The following is a 17,162-nucleotide window of genomic DNA, read 5'->3' on the forward strand; positions in this document are numbered from 1 at the left end:
AAATGACTAGTGATACAGAACTACAACCTGCGCAACGCCGGGTTAACCCGCTGAAGTTTATTCTTTGGCTTTTGATTGTGAGCATTGTCATGATGTTTGCAGCCTTTACCAGTGCCTACATTGTGCGCCGGGAAGAAGGGAACTGGCTGGAATTTGACTTGCCTAACATCCTGCTCTTCAATACAGTCATTATTATTTTGAGCAGTGTGTTCATGCAATGGGCCCTTGTCTCGGCCCGTAGGGATAACGTGAAGACCATTAGATTGGCCTTGGTTTTGACCATTGCGGCTGGAACAACGTTTTTGGTTGGCCAATGGATAGGCTGGGGGGAATTAGTCGCCAATAAGGTATTCTTTGGAGGAAGCACGGCCAACCCTTCTGGTTCATTTCTGTATGTATTAACGGGAGTGCACGCATTTCACTTAATCACAGGCTTAGTTTTTCTAATAATTGTAGTAATTTCGGCGCTTAAGTATAAGGTGCATTCCAGAAATCTTACCCGTATTGAACTGTGCACTATGTACTGGCACTTCCTGGGCGCTTTATGGATTTACCTGTACATTTTCTTAGTCTTGAACCATTAATAATTCTGTAACACATATGTCGCAAACAACAACCTTTGAGCAGCCAAACACCGGTACCTGGGATGGCGGGAATGAGCCGTTTAAGGCAAGTTATGGCAAACTGATGATGTGGTTTTTCCTTCTGTCAGATGCTTTTACTTTTGGCGCTTTCTTAACTACCTATGGATTAGCCCGTCACAGGCACCAAGCCTATGAAGGGGCGCATGAAGCGTTCACCTTTTCTACCGCATGGTGGCCAATTCCTGATAAGGTATTCAATGCTTTTCCGTTCTTCCATGGCATGGATTGGCCTCTGGCTTTTGTGGCCTTAATGACCATGATTTTGATCCTTTCTTCTGTAACTATGGTGTTAGCCGTAGAAGCAGGACACAGAATGGATAAAAATGATGTGCAGAAATGGTTGTTGTGGACTATCCTTTTCGGGTCTATGTTCCTGGGTTGCCAGGCATGGGAATGGAGCCACTTTATTGCTGGCACAGAAGAGGGTATGAAACTGGCAGACGGAATTGTGGTCCATGGCGCAAACCTGGTGGTGAACCAGTACGGCCCGCCCTTGTTTGCAGACTTATTCTTCTTTATCACAGGTTTTCACGGTACCCACGTATTTAGTGGCGTTATCCTGTTGATCATGATCTTCATCAATACCGTAAACGGCGTGTACCAAAGAAGAGGGCACTATGAAATGGTGGAGAAAGTAGGTCTTTACTGGCACTTTGTAGACTTGGTTTGGGTATTCGTATTTACCTTTTTCTACCTGGTGTAATTGTTTGACTTGTTAAAAACTGTATAGATATGGCATCACATTCAAATCATACTGACAACTTGGGCCACGCCGGTGAAATCCCTCAGGCTCAGACCAAGGCAATCTGGAAGGTCTTTTTCATCCTTTGTGCGCTTACGGCCGTTGAATTCGCCTTTGCGTTCATGATGGACCCAGGTACCTTGCGGAACGCAATATTTATTACCCTTACCCTTTTCAAGGCTTTCTACATAGTAGGTGAATTCATGCACTTGAAGCACGAAGTAAAAGGCCTGATCTGGGCTGTGTTGGTCCCTACTGCTTTATTGGTTTGGTTACTTGTAGCACTTTTAGTAGAAGGTACTTTTTACGGAGAATCTGTCTTCAATTACTTCAAGTAAATGAGCCCAAAGAAAACGCTGGTACTGGGTACCCTTTTGTTAGTACCCGTACTGGCGTTTTTATTTTTGAAGGTGTTTGGGGTGAATAGGTTTTCGCTCCCAACCTATTTTCCGGTGTCATCAGACAGTACCTTGGTTGAAGGTAAGTGGCAATATGACACCCTTTACCGGCAGGTTCCGGACTTCCAGCTTGTTTCCCAGACAGGCTCTTCCTTTTCCCAGAAACAAGTACTGGGAAAAGTCTATGTAGCTCAATTCTTCTCCACCGCTTGCCAGGTTGACTGCAAACAAGTAAGCACGCAGTTGGCCCGGGTGCAAGATGCCTTCCGGCTTCAGCCAGACGTTAACATCCTTTCCTTTTCGGTAGCCCCGGCGCAAGACAGTTTGCTTGCGCTGCAACAATACGCGCAAAGTTTTAGGGCCAGGCCCAAAACCTGGGTTTTCCTGACCGGAACCGGGCAAGAAATAAAAAAACTGGCTCAGCAAGGATTTATAGATCCGGCCATTGGCGCTGATTCCTCCTTAGCGCATCTGCAGAAGAGCCTCTTTCTGGTGGACCGGCAACGGCACATCCGGGGTATCTATGATGGAACAGACGCCGGAGAAGTTGACCGGCTCATCACTGAATTAAACGTGCTTCTTTCTGAAGACCAGCTTACCAATAAAAAAAGAAATGAAAAGTAACCCTTCAGATAGCCGCTACCTGATATTGATCGCTATTCTTTCAATTGTAGTGCCGGTAGTGGTGTCTTTTCTGATTTTTATGCCGCAAACCGGGAAATTAGGGGACCTGGATGTTTCCTTCCTGCCTAAACTGCATGCGGTCCTCAATTCTTTAACCGCTCTTTCCCTTATCATTGGGTATTACCAGATCAAACGCCAGAACCGGAGGTACCATCGTTTTGCCATGGTTACGGCCTTTGTGCTTTCTTCCTTCTTTCTAATTTCTTATGTAACGTATCATTACCAGGCGGCCCCTACCTCTTTTGGAGGAGAAGGAACTATCAAGATGATCTACTACTTTGTGTTGATCACGCATATCGTTCTGGCTGCGGTTATCGTTCCATTAGTATTATTGTCTGTGTATTTTGCGGTTTCTGAACAGTATGTGCGGCATAAGCGGATTTCAAGATGGACTTTTCCGCTTTGGTTGTATGTGGCCATTACCGGCGTACTGGTGTACGTGTTGATTTCGCCTTACTACAGTTAAAACTTTACGTGAGGGCTAGTATTCTTCCAAATGATAAAAGCAGTTGAGATGAAAAGAAAAGTAGTGTTTTGGATAGGGGCTTTATTACTGGTAGTGGGATTAACGTTTCAGGCAGCCCCCAGCCAGGCGCAATGCGCCATGTGCACCGCCTCTGTGGAATCCTCCAATAATGAGTCTGGAGACAGCATTGCCAATGGGCTGAATAAAGGAATTCTATATTTAATGGCGATCCCTTACGTGATTGCCGGCTGTGTGGGCTTTTTCTGGTATAAGTACAGTAAGAAGAAATAATGGGGGCCTGGAGCCATCTCAAAGCCGGCCTAGGTCTTAAATGCCCCAGATGCCACCAGGGCAAGATGTTCAGCCATGGCGCGCTTCACCTAATGAAGTTTGACCAAATGCCGGAGAAGTGTCCGGTATGTGGGTTCCGGTATGAGGTTGAGCTGGGCTTTTACTGGGGTGCCATGTATATGAGTTATGGCCTATCTGTCCTGATTGTCTTTCTGGTAGGCGTTTCTTTGTATTTTCTGGCCGCTGACCCACCCACCTGGGTGTACCTTACCGTGGTCGCGACCCTCATTATAGGGTTAACCCCCGTTCTTTTCCGCTATGGGCGGGTGATGATGCTTTATTTTTTCGGGAGTGTTTCCTTTGACCCATCTTATATTTCCCAAAACGGTACGCCTTCTACTAAGTAAGTCTTCTGTTTTCTCCCTAAGGCATTCTTCTTTGAATAGTGAATTTCTGTTTTAAGCCCGTTTTTCAAAAAAACAGGCCCAAAACACCAGGGCAATAGGTGTATTTCTATTTTTTCAAGTGATGTACGGGGTTTTTGCCCGTATTATGGCTAAGTTCAGGAAAAAAGCAGCATTGAAGCCCCACCGGTACACTCTTCCCCTTATTTTTCTTTTGCTGGCCCTTATACTAGGGGCGGGAGCGGCTTTTTTGCAGGTCAGTATACAGCGTGAATTGTTGGAGGCTCCTCAGAAAAGAATGAGCCAGGAAGTGACGGGCAAGCTGCAGACTAAAATTCAACAAGCTCTCCAGGAAATACGCGAAGTTGAAGCGCACTTGCCCCCAGATTCCGGGTTTTTTACTCAAGTACTGCCCCATACCCAGGTTCCTCTTTTCATATACCGCCACAACAACTTAATCTTCTGGTCAGACAATACCACCCGGCTTGACATTGCGCCTCGGTTCCTTCGGCCGGGCCTGCAGATTGTAGAGCACAGGTTTGGACGTTTTTTGGTGGTTAAAAGCCAGCCTTCGCTGGAGTACACCCTGTTGGCCATTATAGCCCTGGAGACCCGGTATGACATTAGCAATGCGTACTTAAGAAGCGGCCTCAACCCAGATATCTTTGAAGACCATTCCGGTTCCATCCAGTTGGAAAAGGGCAGAGGGGCCATTCCTATCCTGGATGCCCAGGGCCATTACCTATTTTCATTGCGCGTACAAGACCCCAGCCAGTGGCTGCACGCCGGCAAGGTGACCTTTGCGCTGTATGTGTTGGCGTTGGCGGCCTGGGTTCTTTTCCTGGTTTCTACTTACCAAAAACTTCGGGCCCGGGAACAGAAGTTAGCGGCCATGTGGGTGATGTTGCTTGGCCTGCTGCTGGCCCGTCTGGTGATGCTTTGGTTCCAGTTCCCGGAGAATGTGCAGGAATTGGAATTGTTCAGTCCTAGGGTATACGCCTCTGCCTGGTGGTCACCCTCCTTGGGAGATTTGCTTCTGAACGAGATTTGCCTGTTGGCTATGGCCGGTATTGTCTACCGTACCGCCAAGCCTTTGCGTTTTGAGCACGTTTTTCTGAAAACACCCCGAAACCAGCTATGGAGTAGCCTGTTGATTGGAGCCGTCATTACCTTGCTGGTCATCAGTTGGTATGAGATGTACCGCAATTTGATCTTAAACAGCCAACCGGTTCTGGATATTACCCAGAATATTCAGATTGGCCCCCAGAAGGTTCTCTTGTTCCTCATCATGGTACTGCATTCCCTGGGGATCAGTTGGCTGCTCCTGCTTTTACTGTCTTGGTTGCCGTTCACCTTTAACCGGGAAGCCCCGTTTGCCTATGCCCTCCTGACGGTTTTGGTGCTGGCTATTAACTGGAGCTTCTGGCGTGATGCCCCCAGCGGGAACTGGGCTATTCTTTTCTCTAGCGCGGTATTGGTAGGTTGGGAGCAACTGCACCGTAGTTTGCGCCGAAGGGCCGGACTCTATACCAGCATCTTCCTGTTGAATCTTGTCAGCGCCGGCTTGGGGGCCTCTGCGTTCTATGACCTGTATGCCGTGCAGCTGCGCACCGACAAGCAGCGCATGGCCAGCGAATTGCTCAAAGACCATGATGACCTCACGGAATATCTGTTAGCCCAAGCGGCTGAGGCCATTGCGGGAGACCCCATGTTGCAAAACGTGCTAAGTGCCCCCTGGGTGAATCGGAGCATTGTGGAGCAAAAGATAAAACGGTACCATTTACGCAACCTGACTGAGAACTATGCCGTGACTGTGCGCTTATTTGACGTAGATGGAACGGCCCTAAACCAGATTGATAGCCTTTCCAATTTACTGCACTACGCCCAAACCCTGGCACCCCGGGCCCGCAATACCCACCAGAAAGGCCAGTTACTGATCAATTCAGATACAGACCCTGGCAGGTTTCTGTACTTACAGGAAATTCAGGTTCCTTTAAATGAGTGGCAATGGGTAACGGTTGTACTGGAGTTAAGCCCTAAGATCACGGCACCTAACAGTGTGCTTCCAGAGCTTTTGGTAGAACGGAAAAGTTCACAACCCGCCACTATGCCGGCCACCAGCTATGCCTTATGGAAAGAAGGCCGGTGGTTGCGCTCTGAAGGATATTTTGAGTATAACCAGCGTTTTAAACCACTGCTGTTCAATGACCCGTTGCTGTATTCCCAGGGGCTGTCGGTGGGCGGTTACCACCATCTGGCGGCAAAGGCCACCAATGGAACGGTTTCTGTGGTCAGTACGCCAGACTATGGGTTCAGCTCGTGGCTTTCCAACTTCTCTTTCCTGTTTCTACTGCATACGTTCCTGCTCTTCTCCTTGCTGGCGCTGGTGGTATTGTCTAAAGGGCAGTTAGTGCAATCCATTACCTCTACCTTCGGGACCAAGATCCAGCTTTTCCTTAATCTGGGGGTACTGGTGCCGCTGGTATTGGTAAGCCTTACCATAGGCAGTCTGGTCACCAATTCTTACCGGCAAGATTTAATAAGAGGCTACACCGAGCAAGGTGATTTTGTAAGGCAGAGTATCCTTACCAGCAACTGGGGCGAATTCTTGTTTAAGGGCCGGGCAGACTCCCTTTCCCGGCGGGTGAACAGGCTGGCCCTGGTGGCCCAGGCCGAACTAAACATCTACAACGCCAACGGAGAATTGCGTATTTCGAGCCAGCCGGCCCTGTTTGAGGCAGGCGTATTGTCTGATCGGTTAAACCCCAAAGCGTTCAGTGAACTCAAGGAACAGGGTCTGAACCGCGTGCTGCTGGAAGAGAGGGCCGGCGCTTTGCCGTACAGCACCATTTATGTGCCCCTCCGGGAAAACCCCACCCGGGAACCGGAAGGTTACCTGGCCATTCCGTTTTTTGACTCAGAGAAAGACCTTAATGCCAAGCTCATCCAGTTAATCACGACCATCCTGAATATTTTCACAGTGCTGTTTGTGTTGTTTGTGCTCCTGAGTTACCTGGCTACCCGGGCCTTGACCGTGCCGTTGCAGTTACTCACCGAGCGCCTGAAACAGACCTCGCTCACCGGTAGCAATGAGCGGCTGGTGTATGAGTCACGTGATGAGATTGGTCTATTGGTGCATGAATACAACCAGATGCTGCAGAAACTGGAGGAAAGCAAGCAGGAACTGGCCCTGCGGGAAAAAGAGGCGGCCTGGAAGGAGATGGCCCGGCAAGTGGCCCATGAGATCAAGAACCCGCTCACGCCCATGAAGCTCTCTTTGCAGTACCTGCGCAAGGCCATGCAGGAAGGCCGTAGCAACCTGGAGGAACTGGTGGAAAAAATCTCTAACACCATGATCACCCAGATTGACGTGCTCAGTGACATTGCCACTTCGTTCTCCAACTTCACGGCCATGCCCGACCTGAAGCTGGAGACGCTGGATTTGAACAGCCTGGTACGCAAAGCCACCGATCTGCACCTCAATTCCCAGCAACATCAGGTGGAACTAGAGGTGCCCGCTACGCCAATATATGTGCGCGCCGATGAAAACCAACTGGTCCGGATCTTCAATAACCTGCTGTTGAATGCCTTGCAGGCGGTTCCCTCGGCGGTGACGCCCCGCATCAAGGTGAGATTGGCGTTGCAAAGCCCGCAGTGGGTGTTGGTGGAAGTACAGGACAATGGTACCGGTATTCCGGTAGAGGTGCAGCCTAAAATCTTTGTGCCTAATTTCAGTACCAAATACTCCGGGTCTGGTATTGGGCTGGCTGTGGTAAAGAAAGGGGTAGAGGCCATTGGCGGGTCTATCTGGTTTGAGACCGAGGAAAACGTGGGCACCACCTTCTTCCTTAAACTGCCGGTCATTCAACCATGAGAGGCTGGGGCGGCATCCTTTTATTGCTCGCCTTCATCCTAGGGGCAGGAGAGACGCAGGGGCAGGAACTATCTAACCGCAAATGCCGGTGGGTAAAAGTGCAGCCCTTGGCTTTCAAGTTAGACTCCCTTACGGTAGCTGAGAATACCATTGAAGTACTGGACAGCCGGCAATTACAGAGTTCTCTGCGGTTTTTCTATGACGCGGCCACCGGGCAATTCCAGTTCATCAACGTTCCCGTAAAACAGCCGGAGCCTGCTTTCCAACCGGATAGTATTTTCCAGGACAGCACCGGGGCGTTTCGGGGCCGTTTTCCGAAAAACGTGCCCAAAACAGATTCGGTGCTGGTGTGTTACCGGGTCTTGCCTCTGGCCCTTGGCACACCTGTCTTTAAGCGCGACATTCGTACCTGGGACTCTACTTCTTTTGAGCGGCAGTACGTGTTTGACCAATCCGCCCCGCGGGAAGAGATTTTCAAGACGCCCGGGCTGAACAAAACGGGTAGCATCTCGCGCGGCGTCTCGGTGGGGAATACCCAAAACGTGTTTGTGAACTCGGCGCTTAACCTGCAGTTGGAAGGCAAACTCACGGATGAGATCAACATCACGGCTTCCATCACAGACCAGAACATTCCTTTTCAGCCCGATGGCAATACCCAGCAACTGCAGGAATTTGACCGGGTCTTCATTACGTTGCAGCACCGACTCTGGACCTTGACCGGCGGAGACGTGGTCCTGAAAAACCGTCCGGCCTCTCATTTCCTTAAGTTCTACAAAAACGTGCAGGGCGGGGCCCTGGAAGTGAATAGGGGCAAACCCGGTTGGGAAAGTGCTACCTCCATGGCGGCTTCTGTGGCCAAAGGGAAATTTGCGTCTGAGAATATTACGCCCATTGAAAGCGTACAGGGCCCGTACCGCCTGCGCGGGCCTAACGGGGAGCGGTTCATCATTGTGCTGGCCAACTCTGAGCGCGTGTACCTGGACGGTAAATTGCTTACCCGCGGCTTTGACTTTGACTATGTCATTGACTACAACCAGGCCGAGATCACGTTCACGCCCAAATGGGTGATCACGCGCAACTCTCGCATAAAGGTAGATTTTGAGTACTCAGACCTCAATTATTCCCGTAGCGTGGTCCATGCCAGCCACTACCAGAAAATGGGCAAGCTTAATGTGTATGGCAATTTCTACCAGGAGGCAGACAACCCCAATAACCCGCTCACGCTTAATCTGGATATCACTGAGAAACGCCTGCTCTCGCAGATAGGGGACAGGCTGGACCAGGCCGTGGCGCCCAGCGGGGATTCGGTGCGGTTTGACCGGAACCAGGTACTGTACCTGAAAAAAGACACCGTAACCACCAGCGGCACTTATTCCATTTTCCACTATTCCACAGATTCCACCCGGGCCTACTACGCGGTCAGCTTTACGGAACTGCCCACCGGCGGAAATTACGTGCTGCAGAATACCACCGTGAACGGAAGGGTCTTTCTGTGGGTGGAGCCCGTGAACGGCGTGCCGCAGGGCCGCTATGAGCCGGTACGCATTCTGCCCACGCCCATCCAAAAGCAGATGATGACCTTGGGCGGAAGCTGGGGCCTGGATGAGAAAACCAATGTCTTCCTGGAGGTGGCCGGCTCCAAAAATGACCTGAACCGCTACTCAGCGCTAGATGCCGGTGATGACCTGGGGAAAGCCTTGCGGGTGGGCTACCAGATAAATGACCGCGACGTTAAATTTCTGGGAGCCTACAAACTGCGCAGTGCCCTGGCCTATGAATACACAGACCCCAACTTTGTGCCCATTGACCGCTACCGCGATGTAGAGTTTGACCGTGACTGGAGTAGTCCCACTAACACCACCCTGGCCCGGCAGCCCCGCGTGGAAGACCATATCTTTTCTTTTTCGGTGGGCGGGGTTAAAGACACGCACCGTTTTGTGAACTACCGCATCAACAAACGTTTTCGCTCCGGCGAGGTAGACGGAACCCAGCATGTACTGGAGTTGGCCCAAAAAGTGGTAGGTCTGGAGCTGCGTACCAACCTGTTTCTGCTCAACAATGATCAGCCCGAAAGTAAATCTGATTGGGTGCGCGGTGAAATAGGGGTTCGGTACCCCACGCGTTTTATCACGCCGGGCTACATGTACCGCTTTGACAAGAATAGGGTCACCTCTAAACTCAATGAAAGCCTGCTGGCCTCGGCTAATTATTTTGATGACCACCTCTTCTATGTGGAGAGCCGTGACACTGCCGCGTTCAAGTACCGAGCCGAGTACAGCCGCCGGGTAGATTACCGGCCCGAAAATGGGGAACTGGGAAACAAGCAGGTGGCCAACACCTTTAACGTTAGTACCAGCACCGTCATCAAAAAAAACCAGCAGATCACGGCATTGATCACCCTCCGCAAATTACAGGCCCGCGACAGTCTCTCTGAAACTACCGTACTCTCCAAAATTGACTGGACCGGAGATTTCCTGGACCGCCACCTGCGCTCAGAAATGTCATACGCCATTGGCACAGGCCGGGAACTGAAACGCCAATACCTGTTCGTGGAGACGGTGCCCGGGCAGGGAACCCACTTTTTTGAGGACCTGAACCGCGACGGGCGCCAGGACCTGAACGAATTTTTTGAGTCGCAACCCATAGACCCGCCCTACAGGCGAAATTACATCAGGTTATTTATACCCACGGATGAGTACGTGTTGGCCTACACCAACCAATTCACTTACCGCCTGAACAGCAGCCTTCCCCGCGATTGGCAAACCGCGGAGGCCTGGTGGAAACGCATTGCCTCTAAATTTTCGGCGCTCTCTTTTGTAACCGTAGACAAACGCATCACAGACCAGGACCTGCGCAGCCGTTTGAATCCCTTTAGCCTTAATTTTGAGGATAGCACCTTGCTGTCTCTGTCCAGGTCTTACCGCAACACGCTGTATTTTAATAGGAGTAACCCCAAATACGGCGTGGAATGGACGGTCCAGCAGGGCCTGCAGAAAGTGTTGCTTACCAACGGGACCGATGTGCGGAACAACGCCAGCCAGCAGGTGTTGGTACGGGTGAACCTCACCGATGTCTTCTCCAGCCGCTTGAACGTAACCCGCTCTAAACGCGAGAGTGCCTCCAATTACCTCAGTACTAAAAATTTCCTGCTCAGAAGCTGGGAAGCCGCTCCTGAGCTTTCATACCAACCCAACTCCACCATCCGGTTTACCGGAACCTACCAATGGATGCACAAGGCCAATGAGCTGGGTGACCGGGAAAAAGCGCGCTTCCATGAGCTGGGCACCGAAACCCGGGTAAGCCAAGTAGGCAAACGCACCGTGACTGGTCAGCTTAAATTTATCAAGATAGACTATACCGGGTTAGACTCCTCGCCGGTAGCGTTTGAGATGCTCAACGGCTTCAGGCCCGGCAACAACCTCACCTGGAACCTGGCCCTGCAACAAAAACTCAGCAGCGGCCTCAACATCACCCTGGACTATGACGGCCGCAAACCCCAAGGCATCCGCACCATCCACACCGGCCGCATGCAGGTATCGGTGCTTTTTTAATGAGTGAATGAGTGATTGAATGATTGAGTGAATAAAAAATGAAAGGGAACAATGGTTTCCGTTTTAGGCCTGTTTTCGTGAAAACAGCTCTAAAACGGAAATCAATCACTCAACCATTCATTTTCATTCTCTCAATCACTCATTCACCCAATCACTCATTAAGTAGTCGTGTAGTGGCGTTTGAGCCAGGCGCTGATGCCGGTGAGACCCGGGAAAAGGACGCGTTCAGTGATATTGGCCTGGTCAAGTTTATCCCTTATTTCCCATTTCAGTTTGGAGGGGATAATGAGCCGGTAGAAATAGTCTGGGTGGTCAGAGAGCCAATCAAAGAGGGTAGAGTCTGGGGTAGACATCATAGAGAACAGGGCGTACTGGTGCACAATGCGTTCATCCAGCGAGGGTGGCTCCAGAAACATAACGAAGGGCTTTTCCTGAAACTCACAAAGGCTGCGTAAACTGGCGGCGACAGGGTCCAGCACTTCGGCGGTGAATACGTTAGACCCTTCCTCCCTTAGGGCATTTTGTAATTTTTGGGGCAGATAGTCCGTGGACTTGACATAGTTCACGCACCAGATTACCCCTTCCTGGTGAAAGTTGTTGAGGTCGGCGGTGGCGAAATGCAGGGCCACGTAGGGAGAGTAGGTCCAGTCCAGGAGGCGGGTGGGCAAGCCATGGTGTTGGGCCAGGGCCAACCAGTTCCAGAGAGACTCGCCGGCGGTGTTGGTCATGCCTCGGGAGTATTTCCTGAAATTGCGCAGCAGGTGCTGTTCCAGTTTGCCATAATCACCGCCAATGCGCATGAGGCTGGTCTTCAGGTCATAGTCTTTGTTCCAGAGCCCTCTGAACACATAGGGAGACCGATAGCGGTTGAGGGTATCATCCCAGGAGTCCCGGAATAATTCCCGCTGAAGTTGTTCCCAGCTTTCTACGCGTAAATCATTGGGCGTGGAAAGCGGTTCAGATGGAATGGGTTCTTCTGCACTCATAGCGTCATCTACGAGGGAGTAGGGCATAGGAGTTAGGGCGTTTTAGGGTGATTACGCGTTAATTCTTCAGTTTGAGTATTAGTACGGAATAGGCTTTATTAAAGTCTAGGTTAGTTAAATGAAGTAAGAAGGTGGGCTGTTTTGGGCCTGTTTTCGTAAAAACGCCCTCAAAACAGAAACGCCAGCTTAGATAAGCTGGCGTTTCTGTTTTGAGGTATTCGGTGGCTGCCTAATAATAGCTTTTGGTCATGAGGTAATTCTGGACGTAATCCTGAATGCCTTCTTCCAGGGTATGGAAGGGCCGGTCATAGCCAATGGCCTGCAGCTTGGCCATGTTGGCCTGGGTGAAGTACTGGTATTTATCCCTGATGTCTTCGGGGGTATCTTTAAAATCAATGTTGATTTCTTTGCCCATGGCCGTAAAGGTGTTAAAGGCCAGATCCAGGAAGGTGCGGGCCTGGCCGCTGCCCAGGTTATAGATGCCTGAGTCTTTGCGATGGTGCATGAGCCAGTACAATACCTCTACCACGTCTTTCACATACACAAAATCGCGCATTTGCTTGCCGTCTTCATAGTCTGGGTTATGGGACCGGAACAAGGTGAGCCGCCCGGTGTCTTGAATGGAATTGAAGGCGTGCATTACCACCGAGGCCATTCTGCCTTTGTGGTATTCATTGGGGCCATACACGTTGAAGAATTTCAGGCCCACCCAGAAGAAAGGTTTGGCGGTCTGTTCCAGGGCCCATTGGTCAAATTCGTTTTTAGAATCGCCGTAGGCATTGAGTGGGCGCAACAAGGGAATCAGGGCCTCATCATCGTCATAGCCTAGGGTGCCGGAGCCATAGGTAGCCGCCGAGGAGGCATACACCAGCGGAATCTGGTATTCGCAGCAGGCATTCCACACTTTTTTGGAGTAGTCCAGATTGAGCAGGTCCAGTACCTCGCGGTTGGTTTCAGTGGTATCGGTGCGGGCGCCTAAATGAAAAATAAATTCTACTTCTTCATAATTAGCGTCCAGCCATTCAAAGAAGGTGTTACGGTCTACATATTCACTGATCTTTTTCCCTTCCAGGTTAGCCAGTTTCTTGGTGACAGAAAAATTATCCACTACCACCACCTCATTGAAGTTGGCGGCGTTAAGGCGGGTAACTAGGCAACTGGCTATAAAGCCGGCGGCTCCGGTAACTACAATCATGTACTTGGTGGGTTAAGTGAGGCACAAATCTAACCAAACGTACGGAAGATACCCATAGAAGGGTCTTCTGATCAGGGGTGACCACTAGGGACCAAACCTGTTTTAAGCCTGTTTTTGCCAAAACAGGCTTAAAACAGACTAGTAGGGTTTGCGGCTTTTTACCAGGAGATAAGAGACCGGGAATCAAGGAGACATCAGCTTAAGGCAAAACCTGTATCTTTGGCCCATCTTTTTATTAATACAGCTGCCGGTGTCAGGTTCAAGTGCGTTTTCCTGGTTCAAGAAACTTTTGCTTTGTCTGGTCTTGCTTTCTGGCCTGGCCTGCGACCGGCAAAAACCTCTTGCCCAAAATCCGGGGGCTAAACACACGGTAACGGATGATCTGGGCCGAAAAGTCACTTTGCCCGTCACGCCCCGCCGCATTCTGGCCCTGGCCCCGTCCATGACCGAGATGCTTTTTGCCGTAGCTGATACGGCTACCATCATTGCCCGGACCCAGAACTGTGATTACCCGGCCGCCGCGCATACCAAACCTGTGGTTATTAACTACCCCATGGATTATGAACGGCTGCTGGCCCTGAAACCTGAGGTAGTATTTGCCACCGAAGGCATTATTTCAATGGAAACCTCGGCCCAAATTGAAAAGCTGGGGATTCCGGTTTACTACCAGGCCTATGACAGCGTCTCAGATATTCTGCGCGGTATCCGGGATTTAGGCAAACTCCTGCAAAAAGAATCAAAGGCCGGCGCCTTGGCAGATTCCTTGCAGGAGCAGCTAAACCACTTGTCTAGCCAGGCCGCCGCCCTTACCTCTACCCCCAGCGTGTTGGCCATTACCTGGCGTGACCCCATTTATGTCTATGGCCGCAACACGTTGTTCACAGATAAACTGCGGTACGCAGGAGGGAAGAATGCCGTACAAGAGCTTTTCGCGCAGCCGTACCCAGCCCTTTCCCGGGAATATATTCTGCAGATTAACCCGCAAGTGGTATTAGGCGGGGAATTTGCCCAAATGGAGAAAACCTTCTTTTCCCTGTACCCAGAGCTGCGCCGGATAGCGGCTTACCGTCAGAAGCGCATATTCCCGGTTAATGATAACCTCATGTCCAGGCCCAGCCCCCGCGTGGTGGAGAGCATTCTGGAGTTAAAACGGGCATTGCAGTGAGAAAGACGGTTCTGGTGCTAGGCCTGTTGCTGTTTCTGCTGGCGGTAGGTTTCTTTCTGGGGTTGCGGGTGGGAAGTATTGATACTTCCTTCCAGACCATCGGTAACGCCTTTTTTAATTATAACTCCCAGGACGCGGCCCATTACAGCATTGTGCATCTGCGGTTGCCCCGTTTGCTGCTGGCCTTTTTGACCGGTGCCTCCCTAGCCTTCGCCGGCTACCTGATGCAAGCTCTAGTCAACAATGCCCTCGCCGACCCTTATCTGTTGGGCACCGCCTCAGGGGCATCCTTGGGCGCCTCGCTTAGTTTTTTCTTCCTCACGGACCTTACCTTGATGGGCTTTTACCTGCCACCGTTCTTTGCGCTGGCCGGGTCTTTTCTGGTTACGTTGGTGGTAGTGGTACTGGGTTCCAGAAGGGGGCAGCTTATTCCCAGCCAGATGTTGTTGGTGGGCATTGCGCTTAGTTCATTGCTTACGGCGCTCGTGAGCTTAATCATGTTTCTTTCAGAGTCAGATAGCCAATTAAAATCTGTGGTGTTCTGGAGCATGGGAGGCTTTGAGAAAGCAGATTGGTCTAATCTGGGGTACCCGGCCACGGCACTGGCCCTGTCTTTGGTTTTGTTTTTCTTTTTGCAGCGGCATCTGAACGTGCTGCTCCTGGGCGCTGACCGCGCCGAGACCCTGGGGTTGGATGTGCGGGGAATCAGGTGGGTGATGCTGGTAACGGTTTCTGTGGTGACGGGGTTTGCGGTGGCGTTCTCTGGGCCGGTGGGTTTTGTGGGGCTAATGGTGCCGCATATCACGCGAGCCCTGCTGGGGACCACCAACCGGTTTAACCTGCTGGCCTGTGCCCTGGCGGGTGGGGTTTTCCTGGTGGCCTGTGATTTAATTTCCCGGATTTTGTACCCTCCGGTGGGATTACCCGTTGGTATTATAACTTCATTCTTTGGTGTTCCTTTCTTCGTATATTTGTTGCGAAGAAAGAATTACCGATTCAGTTAATGGTATACGTAAGCAGATTAGAGCATTTTAATGCGGCGCATAAGCTGCATAACCCCAATTGGTCCCTGGCAAAGAACAAAGAAATCTTTGGGCCCTGCGCCAACACCAATTGGCACGGGCATAACTATGAACTGATAGTCACGGTAAAAGGCAAGCCAGACCCTGATACAGGATTTGTCATTGACCTGAAGAAACTAAGCACGCTCATTAGGGAACACATCATTAGCAAGGTAGACCATAAAAACCTGAACATGGATGTTTCGTTCATGGAAGGGAAACTGGCCAGCACTGAGAACCTGGTCATGGAGTTTTGGAACATTTTAAGTCCCTTGATCCCCCGTATATCTAGTGCGCAATTGCATAGCCTGAAACTGTATGAGACGCCCCGTAACTTTGTGGAGTACTTTGGAGAATAGCTTTTACCACAACTAACGCATAATCAAGGTTTTGCAGGGAAGATAATTCCTGGAATAATAAGCAGTTATAAACTTTCTAGACACTGAGGGTGTTTAGGGTGGGTAATTGGCTTTCTCCTTAGGCAGCCCTTGTTTCTTTTGACTCGCCTTTAATGAAATACTATATTATTGCCGGAGAGCGCTCCGGAGACCTGCATGCTTCCAACCTGATCAAACAGCTTCACCTGCAGGATCAGGAGGCGCACGTGCGCTGCTGGGGCGGTGACATGATGGAGGCCGCAGGGGCTGAATTGGTAAAGCACTACCAGGAGATGGCCTTTATGGGTTTTCTGGAGGCTGCCACCAATCTCTTCAAAATCAAGAAATTTCTGAAGGAGTGCCAGGAGGATATTCTGCGCTACCAACCTGACGTGGTTATTCTGGTGGACTACGCCGGTTTTAACATGCGCATAGCCAAGTTTGCCAAAGAGCATGGGCTTAAGGTCTTCTATTACATCTCGCCAAAGATCTGGGCCTGGAACCAGGGGCGGGTGCACAACATCAAGAAGCTGGTAGACAGAATGTTTGTCATCATGCCTTTTGAGAAAGACTTCTATCAAAAGTTTGACTATACCACAGACTACGTAGGTAACCCGGTCTCAGACGCTGTCTCGGCCCACCAGTTGAACCCCAACTTCCGGCAGGACAATGAACTGGATGACCGGCCTATCATTGCCGTATTGCCCGGTAGCCGCCAACAGGAGATTGAAAACATTCTCTACATTATGCTCAGCATTCTGCCCCCTTTCCAGGATTATCAGTTTGTGGTGGCAGCCGTGAGCAATTTCTCCCGGGAGTACTATGAACACTTCAACCGGAAGCCGTTCATCAAGATAGTCTATGACCAGACGTATGATATTCTGGCCAACGCCGAGGCGGCCCTGGTCACCTCCGGGACCGCTACCCTGGAAACCGCTATGTTCAGTGTGCCCCAGGTAGTATGTTATCGCACTAGCGCGGTGTCTTACTGGATTGGCCGGGCCGTGATCAAAGTGCCTTTTATCTCTCTGGTAAATTTGATTGCCGGCCGAAAGGTGGTGCCCGAACTGATCCAGGGGAACATGAACGCCCAGAACCTGGTAAAGGAACTGAAGAACATTCTGGAGAACCCGGCGGGGCGCGCGGCCCAGTTGGAAGGCTACAAGCACGTGCAGGACCTCATCGGAAATTTCAATACCTCTGAGACTGCCGCCAAACTGATGGTGCAGTACTTGCGCGAGGATAAAACTTCTACCGCCACTTCTAAATCTTTGGAAGGAGCGTTTTAAGCCTGTTTTTCAAAAAACGCCTTTAAAACAGAAAT

15 protein-coding genes are annotated in these 17,162 nt (G+C 50.6%); 13 read left to right on the forward strand and 2 right to left on the reverse strand.

Annotation, left to right across the window (positions count from 1 at the left end):
* Positions 1–2: 2 nt before the first annotated feature.
* The 9 genes from ACYVJQ_RS18470 to ACYVJQ_RS18510 all read left to right on the forward strand — a co-directional run bounded on the left by ACYVJQ_RS18470 (position 3) and on the right by ACYVJQ_RS18510 (position 11,054).
* Positions 3–584 carry a cytochrome c oxidase subunit 3 gene (locus tag ACYVJQ_RS18470; protein ID WP_460894595.1) on the forward strand — a complete coding sequence of 194 codons (582 nt, stop codon included), beginning with the start codon at positions 3–5 and terminating at the stop codon, positions 582–584.
* Positions 585–600: 16 nt separating this feature from the next.
* Entirely contained in the window at positions 601–1,347 is a 747-nt protein-coding gene (locus ACYVJQ_RS18475; protein WP_460894596.1) for a cytochrome c oxidase subunit 3, read from the forward strand.
* Positions 1,348–1,376: 29 nt separating this feature from the next.
* Complete coding sequence (locus ACYVJQ_RS18480) at positions 1,377–1,724, forward strand: cytochrome C oxidase subunit IV family protein (RefSeq protein ID WP_460894597.1); 348 nt, start codon at positions 1,377–1,379, stop codon at positions 1,722–1,724.
* Positions 1,725–2,408: an SCO family protein gene (locus ACYVJQ_RS18485; RefSeq protein WP_460894598.1), complete on the forward strand. Its 684-nt coding sequence runs from the start codon at positions 1,725–1,727 to the stop codon at positions 2,406–2,408.
* On the forward strand, positions 2,398–2,934 hold the full coding sequence (locus ACYVJQ_RS18490; protein WP_460894599.1) for a DUF420 domain-containing protein: 537 nt from the start codon (positions 2,398–2,400) through the stop codon (positions 2,932–2,934). Before ACYVJQ_RS18485 ends, ACYVJQ_RS18490 begins: the two co-directional genes overlap by 11 nt.
* Before the next feature lie 48 nt (positions 2,935–2,982).
* Complete coding sequence (locus ACYVJQ_RS18495) at positions 2,983–3,225, forward strand: hypothetical protein (protein ID WP_460894600.1); 243 nt, start codon at positions 2,983–2,985, stop codon at positions 3,223–3,225.
* Positions 3,226–3,317: 92 nt separating this feature from the next.
* A complete protein-coding gene (locus tag ACYVJQ_RS18500) occupies positions 3,318–3,632 on the forward strand; it encodes a DUF983 domain-containing protein (RefSeq protein WP_460894601.1) in 315 nt (104 codons plus the stop codon).
* A gap of 295 nt (positions 3,633–3,927) precedes the next feature.
* Positions 3,928–7,503, forward strand: coding sequence for a sensor histidine kinase (locus ACYVJQ_RS18505; protein WP_460894602.1), 3,576 nt, complete (start codon positions 3,928–3,930; stop codon positions 7,501–7,503).
* Positions 7,500–11,054: a hypothetical protein gene (locus tag ACYVJQ_RS18510; protein ID WP_460894603.1), complete on the forward strand. Its 3,555-nt coding sequence runs from the start codon at positions 7,500–7,502 to the stop codon at positions 11,052–11,054. Before ACYVJQ_RS18505 ends, ACYVJQ_RS18510 begins: the two co-directional genes overlap by 4 nt.
* Positions 11,055–11,212: 158 nt before the next feature.
* Here ACYVJQ_RS18510 and ACYVJQ_RS18515 read toward each other — a convergent pair whose 3' ends face one another.
* Together ACYVJQ_RS18515 and rfaD are read right to left on the reverse strand one after the other, a co-directional pair.
* Positions 11,213–12,067 carry an FRG domain-containing protein gene (locus tag ACYVJQ_RS18515; RefSeq protein WP_460894604.1) on the reverse strand — a complete coding sequence of 285 codons (855 nt, stop codon included), beginning with the start codon at positions 12,065–12,067 and terminating at the stop codon, positions 11,213–11,215.
* Positions 12,068–12,269: 202 nt separating this feature from the next.
* Positions 12,270–13,235, reverse strand: coding sequence for an ADP-glyceromanno-heptose 6-epimerase (gene rfaD, locus ACYVJQ_RS18520; RefSeq protein ID WP_460894605.1), 966 nt, complete (start codon positions 13,233–13,235; stop codon positions 12,270–12,272).
* 250 nt (positions 13,236–13,485) lie between these two features.
* On the opposite strand from rfaD, the gene ACYVJQ_RS18525 reads away from it, so the two are divergent.
* The 4 genes from ACYVJQ_RS18525 (at position 13,486) to lpxB (ending at position 17,127) form a co-directional block, all read left to right on the forward strand.
* On the forward strand, positions 13,486–14,400 hold the full coding sequence (locus ACYVJQ_RS18525; RefSeq protein ID WP_460894606.1) for an ABC transporter substrate-binding protein: 915 nt from the start codon (positions 13,486–13,488) through the stop codon (positions 14,398–14,400).
* Complete coding sequence (locus ACYVJQ_RS18530; RefSeq protein ID WP_460894607.1) at positions 14,397–15,404, forward strand: FecCD family ABC transporter permease; 1,008 nt, start codon at positions 14,397–14,399, stop codon at positions 15,402–15,404. Before ACYVJQ_RS18525 ends, ACYVJQ_RS18530 begins: the two co-directional genes overlap by 4 nt.
* On the forward strand, positions 15,404–15,820 hold the full coding sequence (locus tag ACYVJQ_RS18535; RefSeq protein WP_460894608.1) for a 6-pyruvoyl trahydropterin synthase family protein: 417 nt from the start codon (positions 15,404–15,406) through the stop codon (positions 15,818–15,820). Before ACYVJQ_RS18530 ends, ACYVJQ_RS18535 begins: the two co-directional genes overlap by 1 nt.
* A 152-nt stretch (positions 15,821–15,972) precedes the next feature.
* Positions 15,973–17,127: a lipid-A-disaccharide synthase gene (lpxB, locus tag ACYVJQ_RS18540; RefSeq protein ID WP_460894609.1), complete on the forward strand. Its 1,155-nt coding sequence runs from the start codon at positions 15,973–15,975 to the stop codon at positions 17,125–17,127.
* Positions 17,128–17,162 lie beyond the last annotated feature (35 nt).

This window comes from Rufibacter soli, assembly GCF_054781795.1.